This window comes from Leptospira perolatii (genome assembly GCF_002811875.1).
Taxonomy (GTDB): domain Bacteria; phylum Spirochaetota; class Leptospiria; order Leptospirales; family Leptospiraceae; genus Leptospira_B; species Leptospira_B perolatii.
In genome coordinates, this window is the sequence record NZ_NPDZ01000001.1 from 665,397 (window position 1) to 688,538 (window position 23,142).

General features: G+C 42.7%; 21 protein-coding genes. 13 read left to right on the forward strand and 8 right to left on the reverse strand.

Features of this window, described 5'->3' with window-relative positions; translation table 11 throughout:
• Positions 1 to 43: 43 nt before the first annotated feature.
• Positions 44 to 1,015: a quinolinate synthase NadA gene (nadA, locus tag CH373_RS03140; RefSeq protein ID WP_100712483.1), complete on the reverse strand. Its 972-nt coding sequence runs from the start codon at positions 1,013 to 1,015 to the stop codon at positions 44 to 46.
• Positions 1,016 to 1,401: 386 nt separating this feature from the next.
• On the opposite strand from nadA, the gene CH373_RS03150 reads away from it, so the two are divergent.
• Together CH373_RS03150 and lep are read left to right on the forward strand one after the other, a co-directional pair.
• The gene (locus CH373_RS03150) at positions 1,402 to 2,475 is read left to right on the forward strand and encodes a lipoprotein LipL41 (protein ID WP_100712485.1); all 1,074 of its coding nucleotides are present in this window, start codon (positions 1,402 to 1,404) and stop codon (positions 2,473 to 2,475) included.
• Positions 2,453 to 2,830: a LipL41-expression chaperone Lep gene (gene lep / locus CH373_RS03155; RefSeq protein WP_100712486.1), complete on the forward strand. Its 378-nt coding sequence runs from the start codon at positions 2,453 to 2,455 to the stop codon at positions 2,828 to 2,830. The genes CH373_RS03150 and lep overlap by 23 nt, the downstream gene beginning before the upstream one ends.
• 102 nt (positions 2,831 to 2,932) lie before the next feature.
• On the opposite strand, the gene CH373_RS03160 is transcribed toward lep, so the two are convergent.
• Positions 2,933 to 5,878 (reverse strand): MSEP-CTERM sorting domain-containing protein, encoded by a 2,946-nt coding sequence (locus CH373_RS03160; RefSeq protein ID WP_100712487.1) that lies wholly within the window; start codon positions 5,876 to 5,878, stop codon positions 2,933 to 2,935.
• Positions 5,875 to 6,345 (reverse strand): exosortase K, encoded by a 471-nt coding sequence (xrtK, locus tag CH373_RS03165; RefSeq protein ID WP_100712488.1) that lies wholly within the window; start codon positions 6,343 to 6,345, stop codon positions 5,875 to 5,877. Before xrtK ends, CH373_RS03160 begins: the two co-directional genes overlap by 4 nt.
• Positions 6,346 to 6,573: 228 nt before the next feature.
• Here xrtK and CH373_RS03170 point away from each other — a divergent pair, with 228 nt between their 5' ends.
• On the forward strand, positions 6,574 to 8,490 hold the full coding sequence (locus tag CH373_RS03170; RefSeq protein ID WP_100712489.1) for a B12-binding domain-containing radical SAM protein: 1,917 nt from the start codon (positions 6,574 to 6,576) through the stop codon (positions 8,488 to 8,490).
• Positions 8,491 to 8,565: 75 nt separating this feature from the next.
• Positions 8,566 to 8,835, forward strand: a complete 270-nt coding sequence (locus CH373_RS03175; protein WP_100712490.1) for a helix-hairpin-helix domain-containing protein — start codon at positions 8,566 to 8,568, stop codon at positions 8,833 to 8,835.
• A gap of 12 nt (positions 8,836 to 8,847) precedes the next feature.
• Here CH373_RS03175 and CH373_RS03180 read toward each other — a convergent pair whose 3' ends face one another.
• Genes CH373_RS03180 through galK form a run of 4 tightly spaced genes read right to left on the reverse strand, consistent with a single transcriptional unit; the run spans position 8,848 to position 12,717 of the window.
• Positions 8,848 to 10,413: an NAD(P)/FAD-dependent oxidoreductase gene (locus CH373_RS03180; RefSeq protein ID WP_100712491.1), complete on the reverse strand. Its 1,566-nt coding sequence runs from the start codon at positions 10,411 to 10,413 to the stop codon at positions 8,848 to 8,850.
• Complete coding sequence (locus CH373_RS03185; RefSeq protein WP_100712492.1) at positions 10,410 to 11,039, reverse strand: uracil-DNA glycosylase family protein; 630 nt, start codon at positions 11,037 to 11,039, stop codon at positions 10,410 to 10,412. The genes CH373_RS03180 and CH373_RS03185 overlap by 4 nt, the downstream gene beginning before the upstream one ends.
• A gap of 27 nt (positions 11,040 to 11,066) precedes the next feature.
• Positions 11,067 to 11,486 (reverse strand): STAS domain-containing protein, encoded by a 420-nt coding sequence (locus CH373_RS03190; RefSeq protein WP_100712493.1) that lies wholly within the window; start codon positions 11,484 to 11,486, stop codon positions 11,067 to 11,069.
• Positions 11,487 to 11,544: 58 nt separating this feature from the next.
• Entirely contained in the window at positions 11,545 to 12,717 is a 1,173-nt protein-coding gene (galK, locus tag CH373_RS03195; protein ID WP_100712494.1) for a galactokinase, read from the reverse strand.
• Positions 12,718 to 12,849: 132 nt separating this feature from the next.
• Between galK and CH373_RS03200 the strand changes: the two genes are divergently transcribed.
• The 9 genes from CH373_RS03200 to CH373_RS03240 all read left to right on the forward strand — a co-directional run bounded on the left by CH373_RS03200 (position 12,850) and on the right by CH373_RS03240 (position 22,428).
• A complete protein-coding gene (locus CH373_RS03200) occupies positions 12,850 to 14,190 on the forward strand; it encodes a glucose-6-phosphate isomerase (RefSeq protein WP_100712495.1) in 1,341 nt (446 codons plus the stop codon).
• 93 nt (positions 14,191 to 14,283) lie between these two features.
• On the forward strand, positions 14,284 to 14,622 hold the full coding sequence (locus tag CH373_RS03205; protein WP_100712496.1) for a hypothetical protein: 339 nt from the start codon (positions 14,284 to 14,286) through the stop codon (positions 14,620 to 14,622).
• Between the two features lie 54 nt (positions 14,623 to 14,676).
• Complete coding sequence (locus CH373_RS03210; protein ID WP_100734058.1) at positions 14,677 to 16,365, forward strand: proton-conducting transporter transmembrane domain-containing protein; 1,689 nt, start codon at positions 14,677 to 14,679, stop codon at positions 16,363 to 16,365.
• A gap of 3 nt (positions 16,366 to 16,368) precedes the next feature.
• Entirely contained in the window at positions 16,369 to 17,283 is a 915-nt protein-coding gene (locus CH373_RS03215; RefSeq protein WP_243393225.1) for an NADH-quinone oxidoreductase subunit H, read from the forward strand.
• Between the two features lie 13 nt (positions 17,284 to 17,296).
• Complete coding sequence (locus tag CH373_RS03220; RefSeq protein WP_207761423.1) at positions 17,297 to 17,959, forward strand: formate hydrogenase; 663 nt, start codon at positions 17,297 to 17,299, stop codon at positions 17,957 to 17,959.
• Positions 17,949 to 19,166, forward strand: a complete 1,218-nt coding sequence (locus tag CH373_RS03225) for a formate hydrogenase (protein WP_100712498.1) — start codon at positions 17,949 to 17,951, stop codon at positions 19,164 to 19,166. Before CH373_RS03220 ends, CH373_RS03225 begins: the two co-directional genes overlap by 11 nt.
• Positions 19,159 to 20,604 carry a hydrogenase large subunit gene (locus CH373_RS03230; RefSeq protein ID WP_100712499.1) on the forward strand — a complete coding sequence of 482 codons (1,446 nt, stop codon included), beginning with the start codon at positions 19,159 to 19,161 and terminating at the stop codon, positions 20,602 to 20,604. Before CH373_RS03225 ends, CH373_RS03230 begins: the two co-directional genes overlap by 8 nt.
• Positions 20,604 to 21,470, forward strand: a complete 867-nt coding sequence (locus CH373_RS03235; RefSeq protein ID WP_100712500.1) for an NADH-quinone oxidoreductase subunit B family protein — start codon at positions 20,604 to 20,606, stop codon at positions 21,468 to 21,470. Before CH373_RS03230 ends, CH373_RS03235 begins: the two co-directional genes overlap by 1 nt.
• Positions 21,471 to 21,543: 73 nt before the next feature.
• A complete protein-coding gene (locus CH373_RS03240; protein ID WP_100712501.1) occupies positions 21,544 to 22,428 on the forward strand; it encodes a hypothetical protein in 885 nt (294 codons plus the stop codon).
• Here CH373_RS03240 and CH373_RS03245 read toward each other — a convergent pair.
• The gene (locus CH373_RS03245) at positions 22,390 to 23,142 is read right to left on the reverse strand and encodes a sugar phosphate nucleotidyltransferase (RefSeq protein WP_125169875.1); all 753 of its coding nucleotides are present in this window, start codon (positions 23,140 to 23,142) and stop codon (positions 22,390 to 22,392) included. The two genes, CH373_RS03240 and CH373_RS03245, sit on opposite strands and share 39 nt — an antisense overlap.

The following is a 23,142-nucleotide window of genomic DNA, read 5'->3' on the forward strand; positions in this document are numbered from 1 at the left end:
TCGTTTTTATAGTTTAAGTATTTTAATTATCTTTAAATTATTTTTATTTAAAGGAAAGATCCAGCATTCTTTGGACTGCAAGTCTGCCTTTTTCGATAATTTCAGGTTTGAGTTTGACTTCGAACTGTTCATATACGAGCGCGTCTCTGATTTTTTCCAGAGTGATTTTTTTCATATGAGGGCAGGTCCTGCAGGAAGATACAAATGTTCTATCCGGAAATTCGGTTCTGAGATTGTCTCCCATTGAGCATTCCGTAACCAGGAAAATATTCTTTGCGCCAGAATCCTTGATGTATTTCGACATTTGAGAAGTGGATCCGGAATAATCAGAGACCGCGACTACATCCTTGTTACATTCCGGGTGAGAAATCACCGCTACTTCAGGCCATTGCCTGCGAACGGAAAGTATGTCTTCCTCAGTATACATTTCATGGACCATACATCTTCCCGGAAAAGAAATGATTTTTTTATTCGTTTGATTCTGCACATTCCCCGCGAGGTACTCATCGGGTAGGAAAATCACTGTATCGGAGTCTAAAGAATTTACTATCTGGGCTGCGTTAGCAGAAGTACAGCAGATGTCCGTCTCAGCTTTGACCTCAGCAGTGCAATTGACATAGGTCACGACCGGAACCCCTGGATACTGTGCTTTTAGTTTTTTCACATCTTCGCGCGTGATACTTTCCGCCAAAGAGCAACCAGCTTTCAAATCTGCGATGAGTACTTTCTTTTCCGGAGACATTAATTTGGCAGTCTCCGCCATAAAGTGAACTCCATTAAATAAAATAATATCTGCGTCTGTTTCTGCTGCGACCTTACTCAGATACAAAGAGTCTCCAGTGATATCTGAAACACCGAAAAATACGTCAGGTGTCATGTAATTATGGCCGAGTAAAATCGCATTTTTTTCCTTTTTGAGTCGATTGATTTCCTCAATTAAAGGAAGCTTTTCATCGATTTCGTGACTAAGATAAGTGGATTCTAGGGATTTTTTGATTTCTTCAAGAGTTTTCATTTGGACTCCTCAGAGAATTGCGCACTTTCAATCGCTACAAGGGGTTTAGTTTGGTGCATTAATTCCGTCAAAATCGATCTATATAATTAGACCGTAATTCTCAATTTGCCGAAATTGGAAAGCGATCAGCCTTCCGTCATTTCTCAGGATGGATTTTTCGGTGCAATTCAATTCAGATCCGAAAGTTTGAAAAGGAAATCTAATCCAGGGCGAAAAAGAAGCTTCGACAAAAAAGAAACTAGTTTTGTTCCCTGATTATGTGCCCTTTTCCCCATTCCGGGCGATTTCGCAGGGTTATTTTCAAAATAAATTGACAGAAAACCAATTCTTAGCACAAATACATACTTATCCCAAAAATCATCCATAAAGGATTGGTACTAAACCAAATGAATAAAATCGCTTCTTTGCTAGTTGCAGGAGTGCTCTTCATTTCTTTCGTTAATTGCGACCCGACAATCGATGTCGAATACCCTGTTTTCGAAAAATCTAAAGAAGGACGTGCTCTTCAAAAATTCCTCGGAACAATTCGTAACGTTGGTCTCGCTGTCGAAAAACCCCAAAAGAGCCTCTGGGAGGCAGTTTTTGGTCCTGGATCCAGCTTTATTGATCAAATGCCTGCAAAAGTTTTCGAGGCATTCGATAAGGAATCCTATTACAAATTGATCGACCTCAGCAAGCGTGCGGACGCGATGAATGAAGCAACTCTTTCATTATCAGGAATTACTAAAAACAAAGCTAAGATCGGAAATTTGATCGGTGCGGAGGCAATTCTTTATATCGGTTACCAAAAACCATATACTGAGTGTGGTTCTGAAATGATGATGGATTACGGTGCAGCAGCGATGAAACTCGGTGGTGCAATTGCTTCTATGGCTTCTGGAAGAAACGTAGATACTTCCGGATCCGGACCCGTCCAAAAACAAACTGCAATTCGCTATATGCTCATTCCTTTGGATGCTACTTTGATCAAAGTAGAAACCGGAGAAGTGAAAAAAGCTGTGGTTTCCAACCCTGCGAAAGTAGATGGTGGTGTGGGAAATCTAAACTGCCCATCGGTTCTGGATTCTTTTGGAAAAGGTCTAGATGAAGCAGCTGCTTACATCAGAGAAAGACTTTCTCCGAAAGTTAAGACCGAGAAAATCAAAGTTTTCGTAAAAGATGAAGATGAAGAAGTTTCTGAGCTTTTGAAAGAGGGTCTCGAAGAGATCGCTGGAGAAACTCCTAGCTTTAAAAAAGCAAAAGAAGTTTGGGAAAAAGCTGATAAGAAAGCGAGCGGTAAGTCTTGGGGAGCAAAAGCAAACTTAGCTACTTACTATTTCTCTCAAGGTGATTTTGAGAAATCTATTAAGCTTTACGAAGAAGCTATGAAAATGTCTGGAGCCGATAAGAGTTACTTAAGAGAGCTTCGTAAACGCGTGGAAGCTACTGCAGCAGTTGATGAATCTGCTTCTAACCAGTAATCTGGGCTTTCACTTTCACACAAACAGGAAAAGCGGACGGATATCGTCCGCTTTTCTTTTTTGCTTTCTACTTTTGAACTCCAATTGCACTCGAACCACTCCTACTCCGGAAGAGTGTGTGGATGCACAGGTTCATATCGTTAAGCTGATCGCCGATGACCAAAGCATGGACAAACAAGTGCAAGCGCTTATGCTGCGTAGCATACTAAAGCCGGAAATGAATGAAGCAATCGTTAAGAATTGCGTTCTGGAAAAAACTCTAAAACAGGTCAAATGCGAATTAGAGGCCACAAAGTTTACAGAATTAAAGAAATGTAAAAAAGAATTCGGTAAACCAGATCTACCTCCTACTTAAATCTTGCGGCCCTTCGGAGAAATATCTTCGAAAGGTCGTTTTACATTTCGTAATTCAATTTACTCGTAAAATTTACCGGAAGATCGAAACTTAAATTAAAGCTTAAAACCTCTGCTTGCTGATAGTTTTCACCAAGAATATTGAATATTCTTTTATTAAGCGGATCTTTATGAATCCTATAGAAAGTAAGAGAAGTAAGACCAAGTCGAAGAGAGTAGGTTCGGACATCTGAATCAATTCCTCTCCGTCCAAGTACGGTTTCGAGGAGAGAACTTCCTTTTGTTTGCGTCTTAGCGCTTCCTTCTGTGCATCGTCTTCGAGGGCAAGATATGCAGTATGCGGGCTAAGAATTTTTGTGGAGAAACTTTCTGCTACGACCCTTTTCCACTGATAAGTATTCGGATTCATAGATGCGAGTTTCCACAGGCTTTCCAAAGAGATTGCCTGTTGGAATTCTGATTCGGCACCATCTTGAATTTCCTCCGCACCCGATTCTTTTTTTGGAATCGGATACACTCCGGGCGCATTTAGTAAAAATCCGTTGTTCTGTAGATCTCCGAATATGCGGACTACACTTCTGGATTTGGAGATCTCGCTTTTTAGATCTCCGGAAATCAATTTCCCTGCTGCGTAATCGCTTTCCAAGGAGAGAAGATACGTTTCCGTTTTTTGGGTTTTGCTATCTGCAATCGCGTAATAAAATCTCGGGCTTTCCGGAAACAGAAAAGAAATATCCGATAGGTTCTTTTCCCAAACCAGCAATTCATGATTTTTGCCGTAGAAGCTATTTTGGTTTGTTACGACGATCGGAACAGGATACGTCGTAAAATCTCTTTCTAAGTAGTGTTTTACGAAGATACTCCTTAATGTCCTTTCTAACAGAAAACCGCCTTTGTAAGCTGGAATATTTATAAAAGCATTCTCCTTGTTCCTTTCTTCGACTTCATAATTGGCCCACAAGATGACAGAACTTTTGTCGGCGTACTTGTTTACAAATTCTTGATATACTTTTTCGGATTCCGAAGAGTATTTAGAGTTATCCAGGATAAAATAATATTTGGGAGTGCGTTTGATTTCTGGAAGTTTTGCAAAGTATTTTTCCGAAACGAACACGCTTGATAGAGATTGAATTGTTATGTCATTCCCTTCCAGATGAATCTCCTTACCATCTATGGAAAAATTCACCGGACGAGAATGTAATATCGTAAATCCAGTTTTTCGAATTTCACCCTTTGAATAAGGGAAGACTCTTAATTCTAGGCGGTTGGGTGATACATAATGAAGTATTCCCGGGTCCTTGCGGAAATTGCGAATTTGATTATAGATCCATAATGCAGATTTTCTTTCGGACAATATCCCTTGCTCTTTATGAGAGCCTATAAATAGATAATAGTCGCTAATAAATGCTCCATCTGCTAGCGTAAATTGGGTAATATAGTCACCCTGTGCCCATCCTTGCCCGTATTTGGTCGTCAGCTCTATCGTGCTTTTGTAATAATGGTCGAAGTTTTCGGTTTTGGCGGATACGGAGATTAATTTTGCGTTATCCTCCGGGGGGAGATAGGAGTCGCAACGAGCCGCCAGACAACTGGAGTTTTTTCTGCGTATCGGCTGCTTTCCCGAATAAGCAGCATACAATGTTTCTATTTTCTCATCGGAAAGCACCAAGTTATCTAGAACTGTTCGGTTGTACCAGGAATCCAGGTAGGGAGTAGAATTTGAACCGCTTAGGAAGTTGAATCTATTCCCCTCCTTTATTGTTTGGATATGATCAAGTATTCCTTCGAGCGAGGAGATAAAGTACGGAGACTTTGTATCTCTAAAATCAGGTTCGTATAAGTATTCCAGCGCAGAATGCAAGATATAACGATCGATTCTCAATTTCGCATAATAAAATGCGGGCAAAATCGAAACAGAAATCAGAGCAAAAATAACCGTATTGGAAATTCCGATTTTTTCGCGAAAGTAAGAGAGATCAACACTTAGAACTTGAGTATGAAAAAAAGCTAATACAAATGGAGCGAACATCAAAAGCCCAACCCCGAATAAAAAGAGACCAAAAAATGCAAAAGGTAAGTAAGGGAGAAATACTAAAGCAAAATATAGAGTGTAGGGAACTAACAAGAATCTTCCAAAGGTAAGAGCACTTCTCCATTTTCGATCATTTGGAGAAGGTAGGATGATTAGGATTCCATTTAGAACCGCCAAGATATACCATAGCGGATGTTTATAGTCTCCAAAGATGTGTTCGTTCGTGCGAAATCCGGGCAGGTCAAGCAGTTTGGATTGGTTGTTTAATAATAAACCCAGGATAGGGAATATGATACAAAATAGAACGACTATGGTCGTTTTGATCGATCTTGGAATTTCCGATTTTCTCCAAATCAATAATAAAGAGCGGAAAAGAAAAAATAGGAACAAAAAGAACCCGATCACGAATCCGGAGGAAATAACAACCGAATGCAAGAATATAAAATTTTCATTATGTACATAATCACCGGTTTGTGGATCGAACGAATATTTATTTCTAAGGAATTCTAAGAACAAATACCCGATGTACAGAAAGATCGGTATCAGAACGGTCGAAAGTAGATTGAGCCAGATCCTTTGTTTTTTTTGTTCGGGGGTTAGGATGATGATGCCGACCAAAACCGCGTACAATAATCCGGGAATCAAAAAGGTGAGCGGATATATAAAGGCTTCGGATCCTGTGCTCATCCAAGCCGGTACTTCTCTAGGATACAGACGGTAGTCATTGGTCAGGAACAACCAGAGCAAAAAAGTATGGAGCAAGAGTACGATCGGGGAAACTAAGGCATGAACCGAAAAGTTTCCGTAGAACTTGGTGGAGATCGCATAACAAATCGATAGTGTTAAATATCCTCCTAACAGTAAAAATAAGATATGCCAATCCGATAAGGACTCTTCTGGCAATATGGATTGAAAGAGCGAAAAATCTCTCCAGCACAATAAGAGATAAATAGAAACTGGCAGGATAGTACTGAGTACATACCATTCGATTCTGCGAACCTTTTGACTTTCATTCATTGCGGAATGCTCTCCTTTCTTTTGAATCCGATTATACAAAGATAGAAACCAATCAGTATGCTGAGGTATACGAAACTACCGTGCATCGTATGAAACACGGGATCGTTTGCGAACGATTGAAGGAAAATGGCTCCGGTAATTCGAATGGAATTTGCAATAATCGTAATGGGATAAGCTATCGCACAGAATATCCACCAGTCCTCGGATTTTCTAAATAGAATCGGAAGAATTGCAGAGAGAACCAGGAAGTTCATCCCGCTACAGGATTTATCAATGAGAATATTTCCGGTCCAATCGATATAGCCCAAAGTTGTGTCCTGGGCAAACCTACGGGAAGACATAAGCTCCGTTAAAAAAACGGTCGGGGATAAGATAAAATCGAGATCTGCCGTTCGGGCGTCTCTGGTAAAAAATTTCAGAAACACAAGGCTTACAATTGCTAAAAGTCTCGAAACAAGTCCAAGCATCGCGAAAGAAAGATTGGCACAATAATGAAGTCGATCAATTCAAATTCAGGATTACCGAATGCTGGAGCAACCAGCTTTTGAATTTAGGTAATCAGTTCTGTCCGAGGTGCATGAAGCAAGACATGGCGGGATGCGTTTCCGATTCCGATTGTTCCTTCAAACCTCTAATTTTTCAAGGTTGCTCGCTTGGCCAGTATTGCAAAATCTTGACTTAGAACTAGGTTTCTTATGCCCAAGTTGAAGCTAGTGCAACTTCCAGTCCCTCCTCCTTCCGTATTTGCGGCTACCGGTAATGTGCCTTTAGCAGCGGGAAGCCTCGCTGTCTCTGCGCGGACCCATGGTTTGGAAAAACGCGGTTTAGAAATCGAAGTAATGGATCCGACCATAACGGATCTGGAAGGAGATTCGCAACTCGCAGATAGAATCGCAAAAGAAGAACCGGAATTTGTTGGGTTTTCTCTCTATCTTTGGAATTCGGAACGTAGTCTTCATCTTGCTAGAGAAGTCAAAAAAAGATCTCCAGGTACGAAAATTCTGATCGGAGGTCCGGAAGTGAATCCGGACAATCCATTTGTACTTTCTGAAACAGGTTATGATATTGCTGTCTCAGGAGAAGCAGAGCAGACATTTGCCCTACTTATAGATACCCTTTTAAAAAAAGAAGACCCTAGGCTGATTTCGAATCTTTCCGTCAGGGGAAAGGACGGGAAGATGAGTGCATTTTCGCAAGAAGAGAATGCTTCCTTTCCTTTGACGAGTTATGCTTCTCCTTATCTTGAAGGCTTTGTGCCGGTGGACCCTTTTAGATCCACATATTTAGAAACAGTTAGAGGATGTAGATCCCAATGTACATATTGCTTTTATCCTAAGAGCAGCAATGTGCTTCGTCTATTAGATATTCCTGAAACGATTCGGTTGCTTGCTAGTTTGAAGGACCAAGGCGCTAGGGAGCTTGTGTTTCTGGATCCGACTTTCAACCATAGACCCGGATTTGAGGAATTTCTAGACGCAATTATCGAAATAAATTCTGACAGACAAATGACCATGTTTGCCGAACTCAGATCAGAAGGAATTACAGAAAGATTAGCCGATAAACTTGCGTTAGCCGGGTTTAATCGAGTCGAAATCGGAATGCAGTCGATCAATAAGGAAACTTTAAAGCGGGTGAAGCGATACGGTAGCCCGGAGAAAGTTGCGGAAGCAGCAAAAATGTTAACCGACAGGGGGGTCGAACTGCTTTTGGATTTGATCATTGGACTTCCGGGAGATTCGCCAGAGGATGTACTAAGGGGAATCGATTTCTTTTTCGAAAGAGGACTAGGAGAATGGGTGCAAGTCTTTCCGCTTTCTGTTCTCCCAGGGACCGCAATGAGAAAGGATTCGGATCGCGAAGGATTGGTGTATCTTTCCAAGCCACCTTACAGAGTCATCAGGACTCCTAGTTTTAGTCCGGAAGATTTGACTGAAACTTTGTTTCGTTCCGAGGATCGCTTGAATCGCAGATTGGATGAAAGTCCTCGTCCGTATCTAGTGGATCCAATACCCGGAATGATCGACGTCTTTACTTTTGGTACGCGTGGCAAGAGCGACAAAAATGGAATCGAAGATTTTTCCAGATCTGGTGCTCGCCACGTCTCTGTTTGGTGGAAAGGCGAACAATTGGAATCCAGTCGAAAAGAGTTTTTTTCTAGATTGAAACTTAGATTGAATAGAGACCCGTTTGCGGTTACTGATTTAGTTTTATATCCTAGCGAGCCGTTTGCACTTTCCTTAATCACGGAATTGATAGATGAATTCTCGAAAGTTCCACCTTCTTACTTATCCCGGACCTTGGCTCATAGGGGAGAGAATATGCTCCACAGAATCGTCCTGGTTCTGAATGCAGAGAGCGACTTTCCTTTGGAATGGATCGAAGAGGTCCGAGAGTATTTGCCAGTATTCAAAGAGATGAACTGGGCCGAAGCCGTCAGATTCGCCGAAGGCTTGGGCGAGGAATTCCCCAGCGCAAGAATTGTGTCCGACGAATTTCATCCAGATGCTTGGAAGATACTTTCTGAAACCGCAGATCCGGAATCGGTCACTTTCTCCAACCGAGAATTGGAAAAGCGTTGGTGTTTTGAAGTTTTGGGATACTCTGAAAAGTGATCGTGTAAGGTCCGAAATTTTCAGCATTCGATTTCTGGAATGCAATTATGCAAATCAAATGGAGGCTCGATTTCCATGAGCCATGACAAAGCGGCCGTATTGAAAGAACTTCGAACTCTTCCCGGAGTGGGGAAGTCCATCTCGGAGGATCTTTGGAATCTTGGAATTCGAAGCAGAAAGGAGCTCGCTGCAAAAGATCCGGAAGTGCTCTATGAGGAACTTTGCAAATTGTTTGGAACTCATGTGGATCGGTGCATGCTGTATGTTTTCAGATGTGCAGTCTATGTTTCTGGATCTAAAAACCCGGACTCTGAAAAATCAAAATGGTGGAATTGGAAGGATTAAAAGTAAAAGATCTTAACCTCGGTTTTTAATCTTCGCCACACAAGCGTTCGCTGATTTGATCCCATCGATTGCGGCGGAGATAATGCCCCCTGCGTAGCCTGCTCCTTCTCCACACGGATATAATCCTTCGATTCTCGTATGCTCTAATGTTTCTGAATCTCTGGGAATTCGGACTGGAGAAGAAGTCCTAGTTTCAGGTGCATGCACTACCGCCTCATTTGTCAGATATCCTCTCATGGATTTATCGAACTCTTTGAATCCTTCCTTTAAGGAATCGTAAATTAGTTTCGGCAAAACCGATTGTAAATCTACGGAAGTGATTCCTGGGGTGTACGAAGTTTTAGGTAAGTCAGAAGACTGCTTTCCATTTACAAAATCCGCGAGCCTTTGTGCCGGAGCGGCTTGAGTTTTTCCACCCGCTATCCAGGCAGTTCTCTCGATTTGCTTTTGGTATTCCATTGCTGCCAAGACTCCGTGCTTCGAAAAAGTCCGGAAATCTTCTGGTCGTAATTCTACTACGATTCCGGAATTCGCGGACGGCCTTGCTCTTTTAGAGGAAGACCATCCGTTCGTAACGATTTCCTCTGGCCTAGTGGCGCAAGCTGCGATGACCCCACCCGGACACATGCAAAAAGAGTAAACTCCTCTTCCTTGGACCTGTTTTACTATGCTATAAGGAGAAGGGGGTAAAAATGGGCCTCTTTCTTCGCAGCTATACTGTATGGAATCGATTAAAGATTGTTGGTGCTCTACTCTCACTCCCATCGCGAGAGGCTTTAGCTCGATCTCGATTCCTTTTTTATAAAGTAATTCGAATATATCTCTGGCCGAATGTCCAGTTGCCAAAATCACATTTTCTGCAAGGAATTTGTTCCCGTTCTGAGTTACGACTCCGCAGATTTTATTTCCATCTAACAAAAAATCGGTGACTCGACTGTTAAAATGTACTTCTCCTCCTTGCGCGATAATTCTCTCCCTTATACTTCGCACTATATTCGGAAGTTTGTTGGTTCCGATATGTGGATGCGCTTCTATTAAGATATCCTTATTTGCTCCAAAGCCTACTAGCCTTTCCAGAACGAGTCGGACGTTCCCTCTCTTTTTAGATCTAGTATAAAGTTTACCGTCAGAATAGGTTCCCGCTCCACCTTCTCCAAAGCAATAATTGGAATCTTCGTTGACGACGTGTCGGACATTAATCGCTTGCAGATCTAATACTCTGGATTTTACATCCTTGCCCCTTTCGATAACTACGGGCTTGAAACCTGATTCAATCAGTTGAAGCGCCGCGAACAATCCTGCTGGTCCGGCGCCAACGATTAGAATTTCCTTGCGGTTGCTAACGTTCGGATAATCCGGAAGTTGCACCTTCTCTTCTACAAAGTCTTCCTGAACGTAGATCCTAACTTTCAGATTTACGCTTACTTTCTTTTGTCTCGCATCGATCGACCGATTCAGTATTTCGATATGACGGATTTCGCTCTCGGAGATTTTGCTAGATTTAGAAATATATGATTTTAGCTCGGGTTCCTGCCCCGCTACTTCTGGTGAAACTCTGAGTTCCAATTCTTGTATCATGATTTTTTACTGATTTCGAAAAATTCTTCTTCGATCGCAGGATGATTCCTGATCAATTCCAGAGCTTGGGAGATCAATTTCTTTCCGATCGGGGTGTGATTCCAGACATTCAAGCCGGACGGATGAGGAAGAGGAATCCAGTCTAGTTCTACTCCGTGAAAATTCTTTCTGAATTTTTTTCCGATCACTTCTTCTAATTTATATTTTTTTAATTCGATTAATTGATCGATCGCCAATTTGCCGATCGGAATCACTAACTCTGGCTTGTTGTGCTTGATTTCAAAGTCCAAGTATCTTGAACAATTTTCGATTTCCTTGGCGTCCGGTTTGCGATCTCCGTTTTTTGCCTTGCCCGGAAAACATCTGCAAACTGCGGACATGTTGACTGTGGATCTAAAAATTTCTTCCTCTATTCCGATCGACGCAAACCACTTGAACAAAGTTTTGCCGGCTGTATATGCAAAAGGTTTTCCGAATCTTTCTTCATGAATTCCAGGAGCTTGTCCTATGCTGAGAATCCGAGATCCTTCGATGCAACCATGGACAGGACCACCTTCCATTTTAGGACAAAGTTTGCATTTTAATAATTTTTGAATATGCGTTTGGAATTCTTTGGAGTGAGTCATCCCTACGGATTTACAGGAGAGATTTGGTTAAGGTGCCAGCAGCTTCCAAGCTTCTTCGGAAGTGCTTCCTACTCTAATTAAACTTTTGAGTTTAGTTAGTTCTAGGATTTTGTTTACTTGGGAAGAAGGTGAAAATACAGCGATTCCACCTCTGCCGGCTTTTACCAGTCTGGAGTGAGTGGCCATAAAAACCCCTAAACCGGAAGAGTCTATATACTTCACATTTTCCATATTCACTAGGATATAATAAAATCCTCTGTCCAAGAGATGGAAAAATTTCTCCTTCATGATCTGTGCAGAGTACAGATTGATTTCTCCATAGATTCTGACCACTACCGCTTCTCTAGGTAATCCTTTCGGGATATGATCTTTATCCAGTACGACACCTAGCTCCGGCGCGTTGTGATCGAATTCGGAACTATCTAAGTCAAGGGGAGATTCCAACATACATTCCTTGGTATAACGAACAGCATGTAACTAGCGCAAAGATTTTTCGACTGTTTTTTCAATCGATAGACACTTCTTCTCTGGCTCCACCGGAGATCGAAATTCTATAAAGCGCGGGTTGGATTCCGAATATTTGAAAATAGGATTTTTGGATATTCTGCCAAACGGTCTCAGACCGACCGATCTTGTCCAAAACAAGTATGCATCCGCCAAATCCGCCTCCTATCATTCTTGCCCCGGTCACTTTTTGGCTCTTTAATAGATCCACTAAGGAATCGGTTTGCGGACAGGAAACCTCAAACTCTTCAGACAAGGATCTGTGGCAATCGAAGAGTAGCTTTCCTAAGGATTCAAGATCTCCTGATTTTAGATTTTGAATCACTAACTCGGTCCGTCTTCTTTCGCCTTGTACGTGCTTTGCTCTTTTGGCTTCCTCGGCGCTTAATTCCGAATTAGTTAACCAGTTCGGATCAGAGTCGTACAGAGATTTTAGATTAGGATGAGATTTTTGGAGTTTGAGGGTCGCGGATTCCACGCTCGATCTCCTTTGGTTGTAGGCGCTGTCTTTTAAGCTATGCTTTACCTTTGAATCTATTAAGTAGAATTCATGTCCGTTTAAATCGAGTGGTTGATATGTGAATTCGAGAGTATCAGTGTCCAGTGAAATACAAGTATTTTCTCTAGCCACCGATATAACGAACTGGTCCATAATTCCGCACTGCACTCCGACAAATCTGTTCTCCGCTGCTTGGCCAAGTAGAGCTAATTCAGTTTTTGTAAAATTCCATTGGAAAATTTCGGATAACGCAAAGGCTACGACTACTTCCAAGGCAGCAGAGGAAGAAAGCCCGGCTCCTTGCGGTATGTTTCCGGAAAATGCAGCATCGAATCCCGAAACATTTTTGCCAATCCGTTTGGCCTCTGAAATGATCCCTAAAATATAGTTTGCCCATGGATATTCCGAGCTGTACTCGATCCGATCCGTTTGCAGAGTTTCATTCATATCTATGGAATAAAATCGAAATGTCGAACTTTCGTTTCTTCGGATCGCTAGGTTGATTTTTAAATTGATCGCTGCCGGAAGTACGATCCCTCCTGCGTAGTCCACGTGTTCTCCGATGATATTGATTCGTCCGGGTGCCGAAAAGTAACGAGGCTGCTTTTCTACTGAACTTTCTCCGAATGCAAAATCTAGTTTTTGAGAAAGTTCCCGGAACGATGCTGAATGCATTCAAACTGGGTAATCTATATCATTGATTCCATCAAGGATTTTACAAATTCGTAGTATTTCTGTTTGATGATTTTCCTTGATCTCTCTTGTTCTCCGCTTAGTCTGTCTCGGAATTCCCACTTTGGAGGGATTATGGCATTTTCGGTAAAACTGAATGATCGATTCGCTCGAGAATATGTGGACACGAATCTAGAAAAAAACCTGTACGAGGAGTCCGAGCTCGCGCTTGAGACTTTGGTTTCCAAAAATGGAAAAGGAAAAGATTTTTTAGGTTGGGTGGAATTACCGAATCATATCCAGAAAACCGAAATAGAAAGGATCGAGCAGGAATCTGCGAGATTGAAGTCTCAATCAGAAGCGGTAGTGATCGTTGGAATCGGAGGGTCCTATTTAGGTGCAAAGGCAGTGATCGACTCTTGCAAAAGTCATTTCGAATCACATAAAAAAGGTTCTCCTGAAATATTATACGCAGGGCAACATTTGGACTCAAAGTATTTGTCCCAGCTTCTTTCTTATTTAGAACACAAAGATTTTTCCGTGAACGTTATTTCTAAGTCGGGAACTACGACGGAACCTGCGATTGCGTTTCGAAATTTGTGGGAGCTCCTCAAGAAGAAATACGGAGAAAAAGCCAAGGATAGAGTCATCGCGACCACTGACTCCACAAAGGGTGCATTACGGAAAATGTCGGAGCAACTTGGGTTTGTCACTTTTTCGATTCCGGATGATATAGGAGGAAGATATTCCGTCCTTACTCCCGTGGGCTTGCTTCCGGTTTCTCTCGCGGGTATAGACATTTCGCAGTTTCTAAAAGGGTTTCAAGAAGGATGCGAAGCGCTCCTAAAAGAAAAAGATCCCCGGAATAATGTAGCGTGTAAATATGCAGTATTAAGAAATCATTTCTATCGAAATGGAAGATTGCTGGAAGTGCTCGCAAATTTTTCTTCGAACCTAGATACGTTTACTGAATGGTGGAAACAGCTTTATGGTGAGAGCGAAGGTAAAGACGGAAAAGGAATCTTCCCTGCCGGAGTTCATTTAACAACCGATTTGCATTCTATGGGTCAATATCTGCAGGATGGAGAGAGGAAAATTTTTGAAACGATGCTACACCCAGATAGAACCAATTCCAATTTGAAAGTACCTTTTGATCCGCAGGATTTGGATGGAATTAATTTCGTCGCGGGAAGGGACATCTCCGAAATCAACAGAGAAGCTATGATCGGTACACTCGCCGCACACTCTGAAGGAGGAGTCCCTTGTTTAGAAATTTCTTTCTCAGAGATAGGACCAAAGGGCATAGGCCATTTGATGTATTTCTTTCAATTTGCTTGCGGGATCTCCGGATACATGTTAGGTGTAAATCCGTTTGATCAACCTGGGGTGGAGGCATATAAGCAAAACATGTTTGCACTTTTGGGAAAACCAGGCTTGGAAGAATTAAGAAATCGATTGAAAGATAAAGGTCTTTGAGTCCGTCATAATCCGTATTACGGATTCTTCTAATAATTTAAAAGTTTCCTGAAAAGCTTGACAAGGGGCCTTTTGGGTTCTGGATAGGGATGTATGGTTGTAAAAGGTAAGGGCATTCGATCGATCGCTTCGGTTCTAGCTCTTTCTACTCTTGCATTTTTCCTACATTCATCTTTTTACAGCCCTTATCCCGGGAAGAAATCCCAACCAAAACAAATCATCACTGGGATCGAAACCGAATACCAAGAAGACAGCAATTTGGCAGAAGCTTCCGAATCTACGGAGCTCTTGTTTCAATTCCTGTCCTTGGAAAAAATACTTAGACCAGGTTTCGTTGGTTTTTACCCTTCCCACCAGGATAGGTTTCAATATCAGTTCTGTAAATTATTGGCGCAGTATCTGCTGAATATCCCTCCTCCTTCCACCGTCTAACACATCCTTAACAATTTTAGTTATTAAGCGACTCTAGTCAAATAGGGGTTCTGAATGATCCTTTTCCAGACCATTGCCTCGTTATTCTTGGCAATACCTTTACTATTTCTTGACCCCGGCAAATTGATGCCTGGCCAGTCACAGTTTCCGCTGCTCGTCGGACTCGGTCTGCAATTCGTTTGCGGGTCTATATTGATTCACTATGTTTATGGATATGAATATAGGAATCGTGGCTGGATACTTTTCGGTTATTTAATATTCTTCGGAGGACTTGCCGGTTCCTACCTGTCCGGCAAGTCTCATTGGTTGTGGATTTTTTGGGAAACCGCTACCTATGGTACACTCGGAATTCACTCCGGGCACAATCTCGGGCATAAATCAGTAAAATCTACTGTGGCATTGTTTATCGCGAGCGGGCTCAGTATGCTTTGTCTTGCAGTTTGGGTGTACCTACCTACGGGAACTACCGGCACTTTATTTCTGATCGTCGGTTTACTTGTGAAAGCCGCTTTCTTTGGATTTCACTTTTGGCTTCCGGAAGCCAACGGAGGAGCTCCAGCACATTTAGCTGCAGCCTTTTCCGGATTAATGGATAACTTACCTTTGCTCCTATTTGCAACTAACGTAACCCCGGTTTGGGCTGATCTCGGCCTAGGGAAATTTCTCATTCCCTTGGCCGGGATCGGGGTTTTTTTTAGCGGTATTGTTTCCTTTTTTCATAGGGATGCAAAGAAGGCGCTCGCATATTCCACTGTGGAAAATCTGAACTTTCTCTGGCTTTGTCTCTTTTTGGCTTCGGAATGGACCACCAGTTCAGATCCTACGCTCGCTTCGATTGGAAACGGCTTTAAGATTCTATTCTATATCGGAATGGTTCACCATAGTGTTTCCAAATTGTACCAATTTCTTGCATTCGGTTATCTTTGCAGATTGGGCGGAAGCACCAGGCTGGATAAACTTCGTGGTGTCGGAAGATTAAGTGGATTGCCTTCTCTATTGCTCGGGATGGGAACATTCAGTTTTGCTTTAGTCCCTGGAAGTCTCGGCTTCTTGACAGAAGTCACCTTCTTCTATCTTTTGGCTCAGGTTACGGATCTGGGAGGTGCTCAAGCCGCGGCATACCTACCTGGCTTTGTGGTACTATTAATCGGAATGGTCGTGGGCGGGTTGGCACACGTAAGAATTTATTTGCCTACCGTGCTCTCGATGCCCTCTCCTGCTTTGAGAGCTTGGGTAGAAAAGCACGGCTCTCACACGGTTCCGACTACAGTAAAAACAGCATTGCTATCCTTGCTAATTCTTTTGTTAATCTTGCCTGTTCTACTTACCGCGTACTTGACTTGGGGAGTCCAAACGACCCACACGGGTTGGTTCAAAATTCTGTTCGTAATGTCTTTATTATTTCAGTCTCTCTTCCTTTACATATTCTTAAAGCGTTCGCACAGGATACAAAAAAGGAGTACTTGGGACTGTGGTAGCGAACACAAGGGAGAGGAAGTTTCTATTCCTTCGCACATATTCTCTGAGCCGTTGTATTCCTCTCTCGGAAGGTTTTTCGTAAATCGGGAAGGTTTGGCGAGAGTGGATTCTCTCTTTCATAAATATTCGGATAAAGTAATGGACGTAGGAAAATATTGGAGGTCCTGGACAAGCTCCGGCGAAGTTTCGAACTATTTAGCATTTTCCTCTATTATCCTTTTATTATCCATTGTCTTGATGGCGATGCAGAAGTTCTGGAGGTAATTCTTGGATTTTAACGAAATCATACATCGACTTTCCAATATCGGGCTAATGGATATCGCAAACTTTTTCGTGCTGATTCTAATATTCCTTGGATTACCGCCGATAGCCCCGGGTATAATTCGAAAAATAAGAGCCAGGGCTCAGAACAGAAAGGGGCCCAGGCTGTTGCAGTCACTTTTTGACGTAATGAGATTGGGTTCAAAGAAACCTGTCGACGGAGTAAACTCCGGTATTTTTGCAGAGATTTCTCCTACGATCGCCTTGGTATCGAGTTTGATCCTGTATTCCATTTCGGTTTTCGAATGGGCTCCCTTCTTGTTGATTCCATTTTTCCTAGCGCTCCAGAGAATCACGCTGATGACTTTTGCGATGGAAACGGGGACCTCCTTCGGTGGCCTTGGAAGTTCCCGGGAGATATTGCTCTCCGTCGCTGCGGAGCCCATCATCATTTTGATGATCATCGTGGCTCAGTCAAAGTTGCAAATGCCGTTATCACAAGGTTCGATCATCATCGGCCTGGCATTTTTTGCGGCCTCTTCGGTAGCGATTCTCGCAGAAGTTAAAAAACCGCCGTTTGATGATCCCAGAACTCACTTGGAATTGACGATGGTGCACGAGGCTATGCTTTTGGAAGCTTCCGGTCGTACATTCGCTTTTTTTGAAGTAGCCGGATTCCATAAATTCTGCGCCTTAGTTGTCTTTCTGATTCGTTTATCAATCGAACATTCTCAACTTCATTCTTGGGCGCCACTATATCAAAACTTGTTGGTATTGTTTGGAAGTCTCTTTTATTTTGGAGTCCTCGGATACTGGGAATCTATGAGTGTTCGTAGAAAATGGACTTGGGTGCCCGAAACTCTAGGCTTAACATTCCTGTTTATCCTGATTTTGGGAACATTATTAAAACTGAATATATAGGGAGCGAATGATTATGAATCGTGCTGATATGCTTTTTGACATAGTCTATTTGCTTCTGCTCTTGACCGGTGTGGTCATTCTCATCGAGAACAGGTTGAAGCGAGTGCTGCAGATTTTAACTCTGCAAGGGATGCTTCTTGCCATTTCTGTTTTGCAAGTTCACAAAATCACGGAATACCATACTTGGATATTAATCGGACTAATCCTAATTTTTAAGATTCTCTTGTCCCCGATCGTTTTGTATTGGGTTTCTAATAGAATGCGCGTTAGAGAAGGAACTCACCCGAGGGTTGGCTCTACCGCAACTTTGTTCTTTTTGATCACAGGCATTCTATTCGCCGTTGGAATTACAGAGGGCCTTGAAAAACTCCCCGAGGGAATCCATCGTATCGACGTAGTTTATGTACTTCTTCTGATCTATGTGGGAATTCTTACTTTCATAGTCAGAACTCATTGGATTGCACTAGTTGCAGGATTTGTAATTTTCGAGAATGGAACCTTCTTGCTGACACTACTGTTGCACGGCGGTCTTCCTTTCGGAGTCGAGTTGGGAGCCTTCGTCGACGCATTACTCGTAATCGTTTCTGCCGCCGCTATTCGAATTAGGACGGATCCGCGGAAACACGCTCAATTGGTACCCCCTGTTCAAGATGGAGAAATTGTAGATGACTTATGAAATTCTAATCTACGTTGCGTTAGCTGTAGGTGGGTTACTGTCCCTGAGTTTTCTTATTGCTCATACCAAAAATCAGGAAAACAGCATCGTATGGACCTTAGTAATGCTGATGTTTTGCGCAGTATTGCTGTTTTCGTTAAGAGTTACTGATCTGACTTTTCAGTGGGTCTTGATAGAAACGAGCACCTTATTTGGCGCCTTGCTAGTCGCATCCAATGGATCTAGCAAGTCCGTCGAAGCCGCTTGGAAATTCCTGCTTTTGAACTCTTACGGATTGGGTATTGCCTTCATTGGATTGATCCTCATTTCTTTTGGAAATCAAAATGCAATATCCATGGATTCGACTGTACTATTGGCTACTATCGGTGCGCATGATAACTTTATAGTGCAAATCGGACTCTGGCTCGCGATCTTTGGCTATTCCGCGAAATTAGGTTTGTTTCCGAATCTGTTTTGGGTTGGAGATACATATGCCGAAAGTTCCAGCCAAATTTCTGGTTTGATCGCAGCATTTATTCCGGTTGCGGTAAGTTTTGCTCTACGTCCTCTCTTGGAGATGGATGCAATGCTTTCTCCGAAATTCATAAAACCGTCTAACGTATTTTTGATTTCGGGGATTATTACGATTTTGTATAGCATTTGGACCGTTTATCAATTGCAAGATGTTCGAAGGATGACCGCAAAGGTAGCCCTTTTTCATAGCGGTGCGATCGCGGTCTTCTTATGGTTTCGTCCTTCTAATGAAATATTCTTTTTTCTGCAAGCAGTCAATCTTGCCCTAAAAGGGTTCTTATTTTCGTCATTGGGTATTTTGAGGATGGACGGTGGGCACAGATTTTTGGACCAAATACTGGGAGGGAGAGGGATTCATAGGTTTACGACATTTCTCATGCTTGCTGCGGTATGCGCGGCATTCACTTTGCCCATCTCGCCGGTCTTCTTTACGGACCTTTTATTAGTAAAGCTTGGGTTGGATAACGGATACTTCTGGCCTTTAGTGGTTCCGGGACTAGGTCTGATTTTCTTTGCGGTCATATTCGGTAGGTTGCTTCCTTTATTAAATTTACCTCATAGAAAAGTCTATAAAGATATTCGCAATAACGTGAATATTCGATTCGTTATCACGACTGTGCTTTTGTTCATACTGATTGCCCTAGGTTTCCTAGGATTCTGGGGATTGACGCAAGGAGGTTGGATTCATGGCTGATCGAAAAAGTAAGATTGCTACAGGATTATTTTATCCTGCTCAGGGCACAGATTATTACGTATTTAAGATCTCCCAGAGCAATCTCTTTATGGAGACCCAAAAGAAAGGTGTTTCGGATCTGCTAAATATGCTGATGGATCGAAAGTATCCTCTTTGGTTATTGAGACACTCTTTGGGTACTTCTGAGCTACCCGAAGATTATACTGACCGGGATGCAAGAGAATACTTGTCTCTGAAAAGAGAAGCTTATGTATCTAGACTTTATAAACAAGGAACTTTGAGAGGATTGAAATATTCCGGGCTTAAGATTCCGATTTTGGAGGGATGTTACAGCCACGCGGTCGGACCGATTCATGCCGGAGTGATTGAGCCTGGACATTTTAGGTTCGTAGTCAATGGAGAACAGATCCAAAACTTGGAGATCCGACTCGGTTTTCAAAAACGAGGAATATTATCTAAACTTGTTGGATGCGATCCGATAAGAGCCATGGCGATTGCGGAAACCATCTCAGGTGATTCAACAGTCGCGTACTCCTATGCCTTCTCCAAAGCTTTCGAGTCGGCATTCCAATGGAAGGTTTCTCCGGATGTGGAGCTCTGGAGGATGGTCCTGCTCGAGGTAGAAAGGATTGCGGTTCACATCGGTGATATGGGAGCTATCGCTGGGGACATTGGCTATTATCCATTACTCGGAGTTTGTTCAACAGATAGGGGAGTTCCTCTAGGTTTCATGGAGACACTGGTAGGAAATCGCATGGGCAAGGGTGCGCTTTATCCAGGAGAAGTCAGGGCAAATCCTAAGTTGGTAGCCTCGGATCTAAAAGACATCAAGAAAAAGTTGGTCGCTCTATTACGAAAGATTGAAATTCACTTCGGTAAAGCCGCCAGGGATTCCACGATCAGAGAAAGGTTGCAGAACTGCGGAATATTAAGAACTACGCAAGCATATACAAACGGTGTCATCGGTATGGCATGTCGTGCGACAGGAATGAAACTGGATCTAAGATACGGCCAGCCTCTTTATTCGCACGCAAAGGAACCTTTACAATTGGATCATGATCCTGCTTCGTTTCACGGAGACGCATGGTCTCGGTTCTATCTTCGGTTCCTGGAATTTCAGGCAAGTTCTCATTGGCTGCTACAGGTAATCGAAACATTGAATTTGGATGCGTCCGGCAAAGGTGCTTTTAGGGTATTAAAAGAAAAGCCAGAGGTAAAAGGATCAGGACCTTTTTACGCGGGTGTAGAGGGATGGAGAGGTTCGAATTTGGTCGCGCTCTTGCTCAATCAAAACGGAACAATAAAGGAAGCGTATATACGCGACCCGAGCGTTCTGAACTGGCACGCACTAGAAATCGCGATTCGAGGTGAGCTTGTCGGTGACTTTCCTCTGAACAACAAATCCTTCAATTTGAGCTATGTTGGGGTGGATCTTTAATGGCAATTTATGAAATCGTAAACTTTTTCAAAAAGCCGGCTACTTTAAACTACAAAAAGCCGACACCTGTTCACGGAAAGGCGAGAGGCGTTCCGGTTCCGGTAAAAAACGGATCTTGTGAAGGTTGCAGTGAGTGCGTTAGTTATTGCCCTACAAAAGCGATAGCTCTCAACGGTTCCCAATCGAAGTCCAAACTCGTTTTCGACTACGGAGCTTGTTTGCAATGCGGGCTCTGTGTGGAGATTTGCCCGAATGCTATATTAGAGAATTCTGGATTGATTTACGCTTTTACGTTAGATAGAGAAGAGCTTGTAGTGGAATATGAAAACGGTGTAATACAGGAAAATCCGAGCAAGCCGCTGCGTACGAATCCTTTCGAAGTACAAGAAACGAAGCAGGAAAGATTAGAACGAAGAGAAGAATTCAAAAAATTAACTCACAGAAAAGGATTAAATTATCGTGAAGTAGCTGCTTGCGGCAATAACACGGTAGAGGCGGAGTTGAATGCGAGCTTTAACAACGTATTCGATTCTGAATCTGAGGGAGTCCGCTCTGTGGCATCACCGAAGCACGCGGATGTGTTGCTGTATTCCGGTCCAGTGAGTGACGGAATGAGGGGTCCGCTCGCAAAAGCCTGGGACACTATGCCGGATCCGAAGGCTTTAGTCGCTTGTGGTACCGAAGCGATCTCGGGAGGTTCTTTTGAGCGGGGAATTGTCCCTAGGGAGCCTGACCTTTATATTCCAGGAGATCCCCCGAGGCCGGACACGATTTTGCAGGGTCTGCGGCTATTGATGGGTAGGTTGGATTATTCTTTTCGCAAGGAATTGCAGAAGGTGATCGAGCTCCGCAAGAAAAAGAATTAACTCTTAGGAAAAAAAGCGGACATAGGAGTTCCAACGTCCGATCATTAAAAAGGGATTCTTCCCCATCAAGCGGATGAATCTCGAATTCGGAAAATGGAACCAACTCATCCAAGCAATGGATGCAGGAAAGCGAATCATACTCCACGGAGTTGTGCTTACTTCCTGCTATCAATCCAACTTGGAAAACTACCTCAGATTCTGTCTTGATTATTACAAAAAGACGGACCTTCTTCCTCCCGCATTATCTTTGTTATTCGCATTAATGGATCGCTCCCATAGGGAGAATTGTAGGAACTTCTTTTTCCTGCAAAACGGTTGGGACGCGGCTGATGGAAGCGACCTATCCGGAAAGGAAGATCAGTTCATTTCTCAATGGGATTTTTCTTCCCCGAATAAATTTAGAGCTGAATTAAAAGAAAAAGGTTTTTTCTTGAGAACTACGATATTTCACGGTCCTGGTTCTATCTCTATTGAAATTGCAAATAATGCAATAATTCCCGACGAATCCGAGGAGGATTTAACCGAGTATTTGTCCAGAGCAAAGAGTTACCTGGATGTGTCCGAATATTTTGAAGACTATCCTTTTGACGAAGAGGGAAAAGAGTTAGGCATTGCACTTGCCTTTTTACAATTTCGTGATATTGGAATTCACCCTAGCTTAATTCGATTTGAAACTTCTGGAGGCGAGCATGTTTTCAGAGTCGAACTTCCGTTCGATGAGGGATTCGAGTCGATTCGCGAAAAACTACTGCACGACGAGGACATTCGACCTTTTCCCGATTTTCACGAGAAGGAAACGGAACCATCTTGGAAGACTTCCAAATGCAACTATTGCGGCAGAGTAGTAGACGATAGAATATTTTTCCCGAAAGTTCCGGAAGATGTGAACTTAAAACACGCAGAGCATTTATCTAGAGACCTAGGAATTTGCGCCTGGTGTCTTTCCAGTTATATCTAGATAGGCGGTCCACTCTGGTCCGTACTGGATTCCAAAATCAGTATCCTTGTGAAGCAAATAAGGTTCCTTTTCTCCGAGATCTATGAATTCACCGGGGAAAACCTTTCCACCTAACTTAGATTTGGCGGACAGTTCGCGGAATATGTCGGCCAGATCGTAGCTTCGGTTCACCTCTAAGTCGGAAAGGATCGAGGCTCTGATCCAAGCAAGACCCAGATAGAAATATTTCCCTGTTTGCAAAAAATTGACTTTTCCATCCGAAAGCGAGAGCCCAGTGTAATTGTCTTTATTCGATAAAAGGCCGAGATACAAAATGCAGTCGAATTTTTCTCTTTCTTCGTCGCTAGGCCAAGGATTGAAATCCTTCTCAGGCAATAAGATAAAATCCGGATTGATGATCAAATATTCATCGTTCAGAGAGCCGAATCTTTCGATTGCAGTCCTGAGTCCGCCAGCGGTTCCTAATATCTCCGGAATTTCCTCAGAAACATGAATCGGAAAGAGAGAGAACTTTTCAAACTCTCCAGAGAATTTTTCTTTCAAATGATGAACGTTGACGGTCGCTTCTGTCATTCCCCACTTGTTAGCTAGAAACAGAGAATAGTATATTAAAGGAACATGATGTACTAAAAGTAAAGGCTTGGGGGTGTCATTAGTGAGTTCGCGCATTCTGGTTCCAAATCCGGCGCAAGGTAAGAACACTTTCTTTTTCAA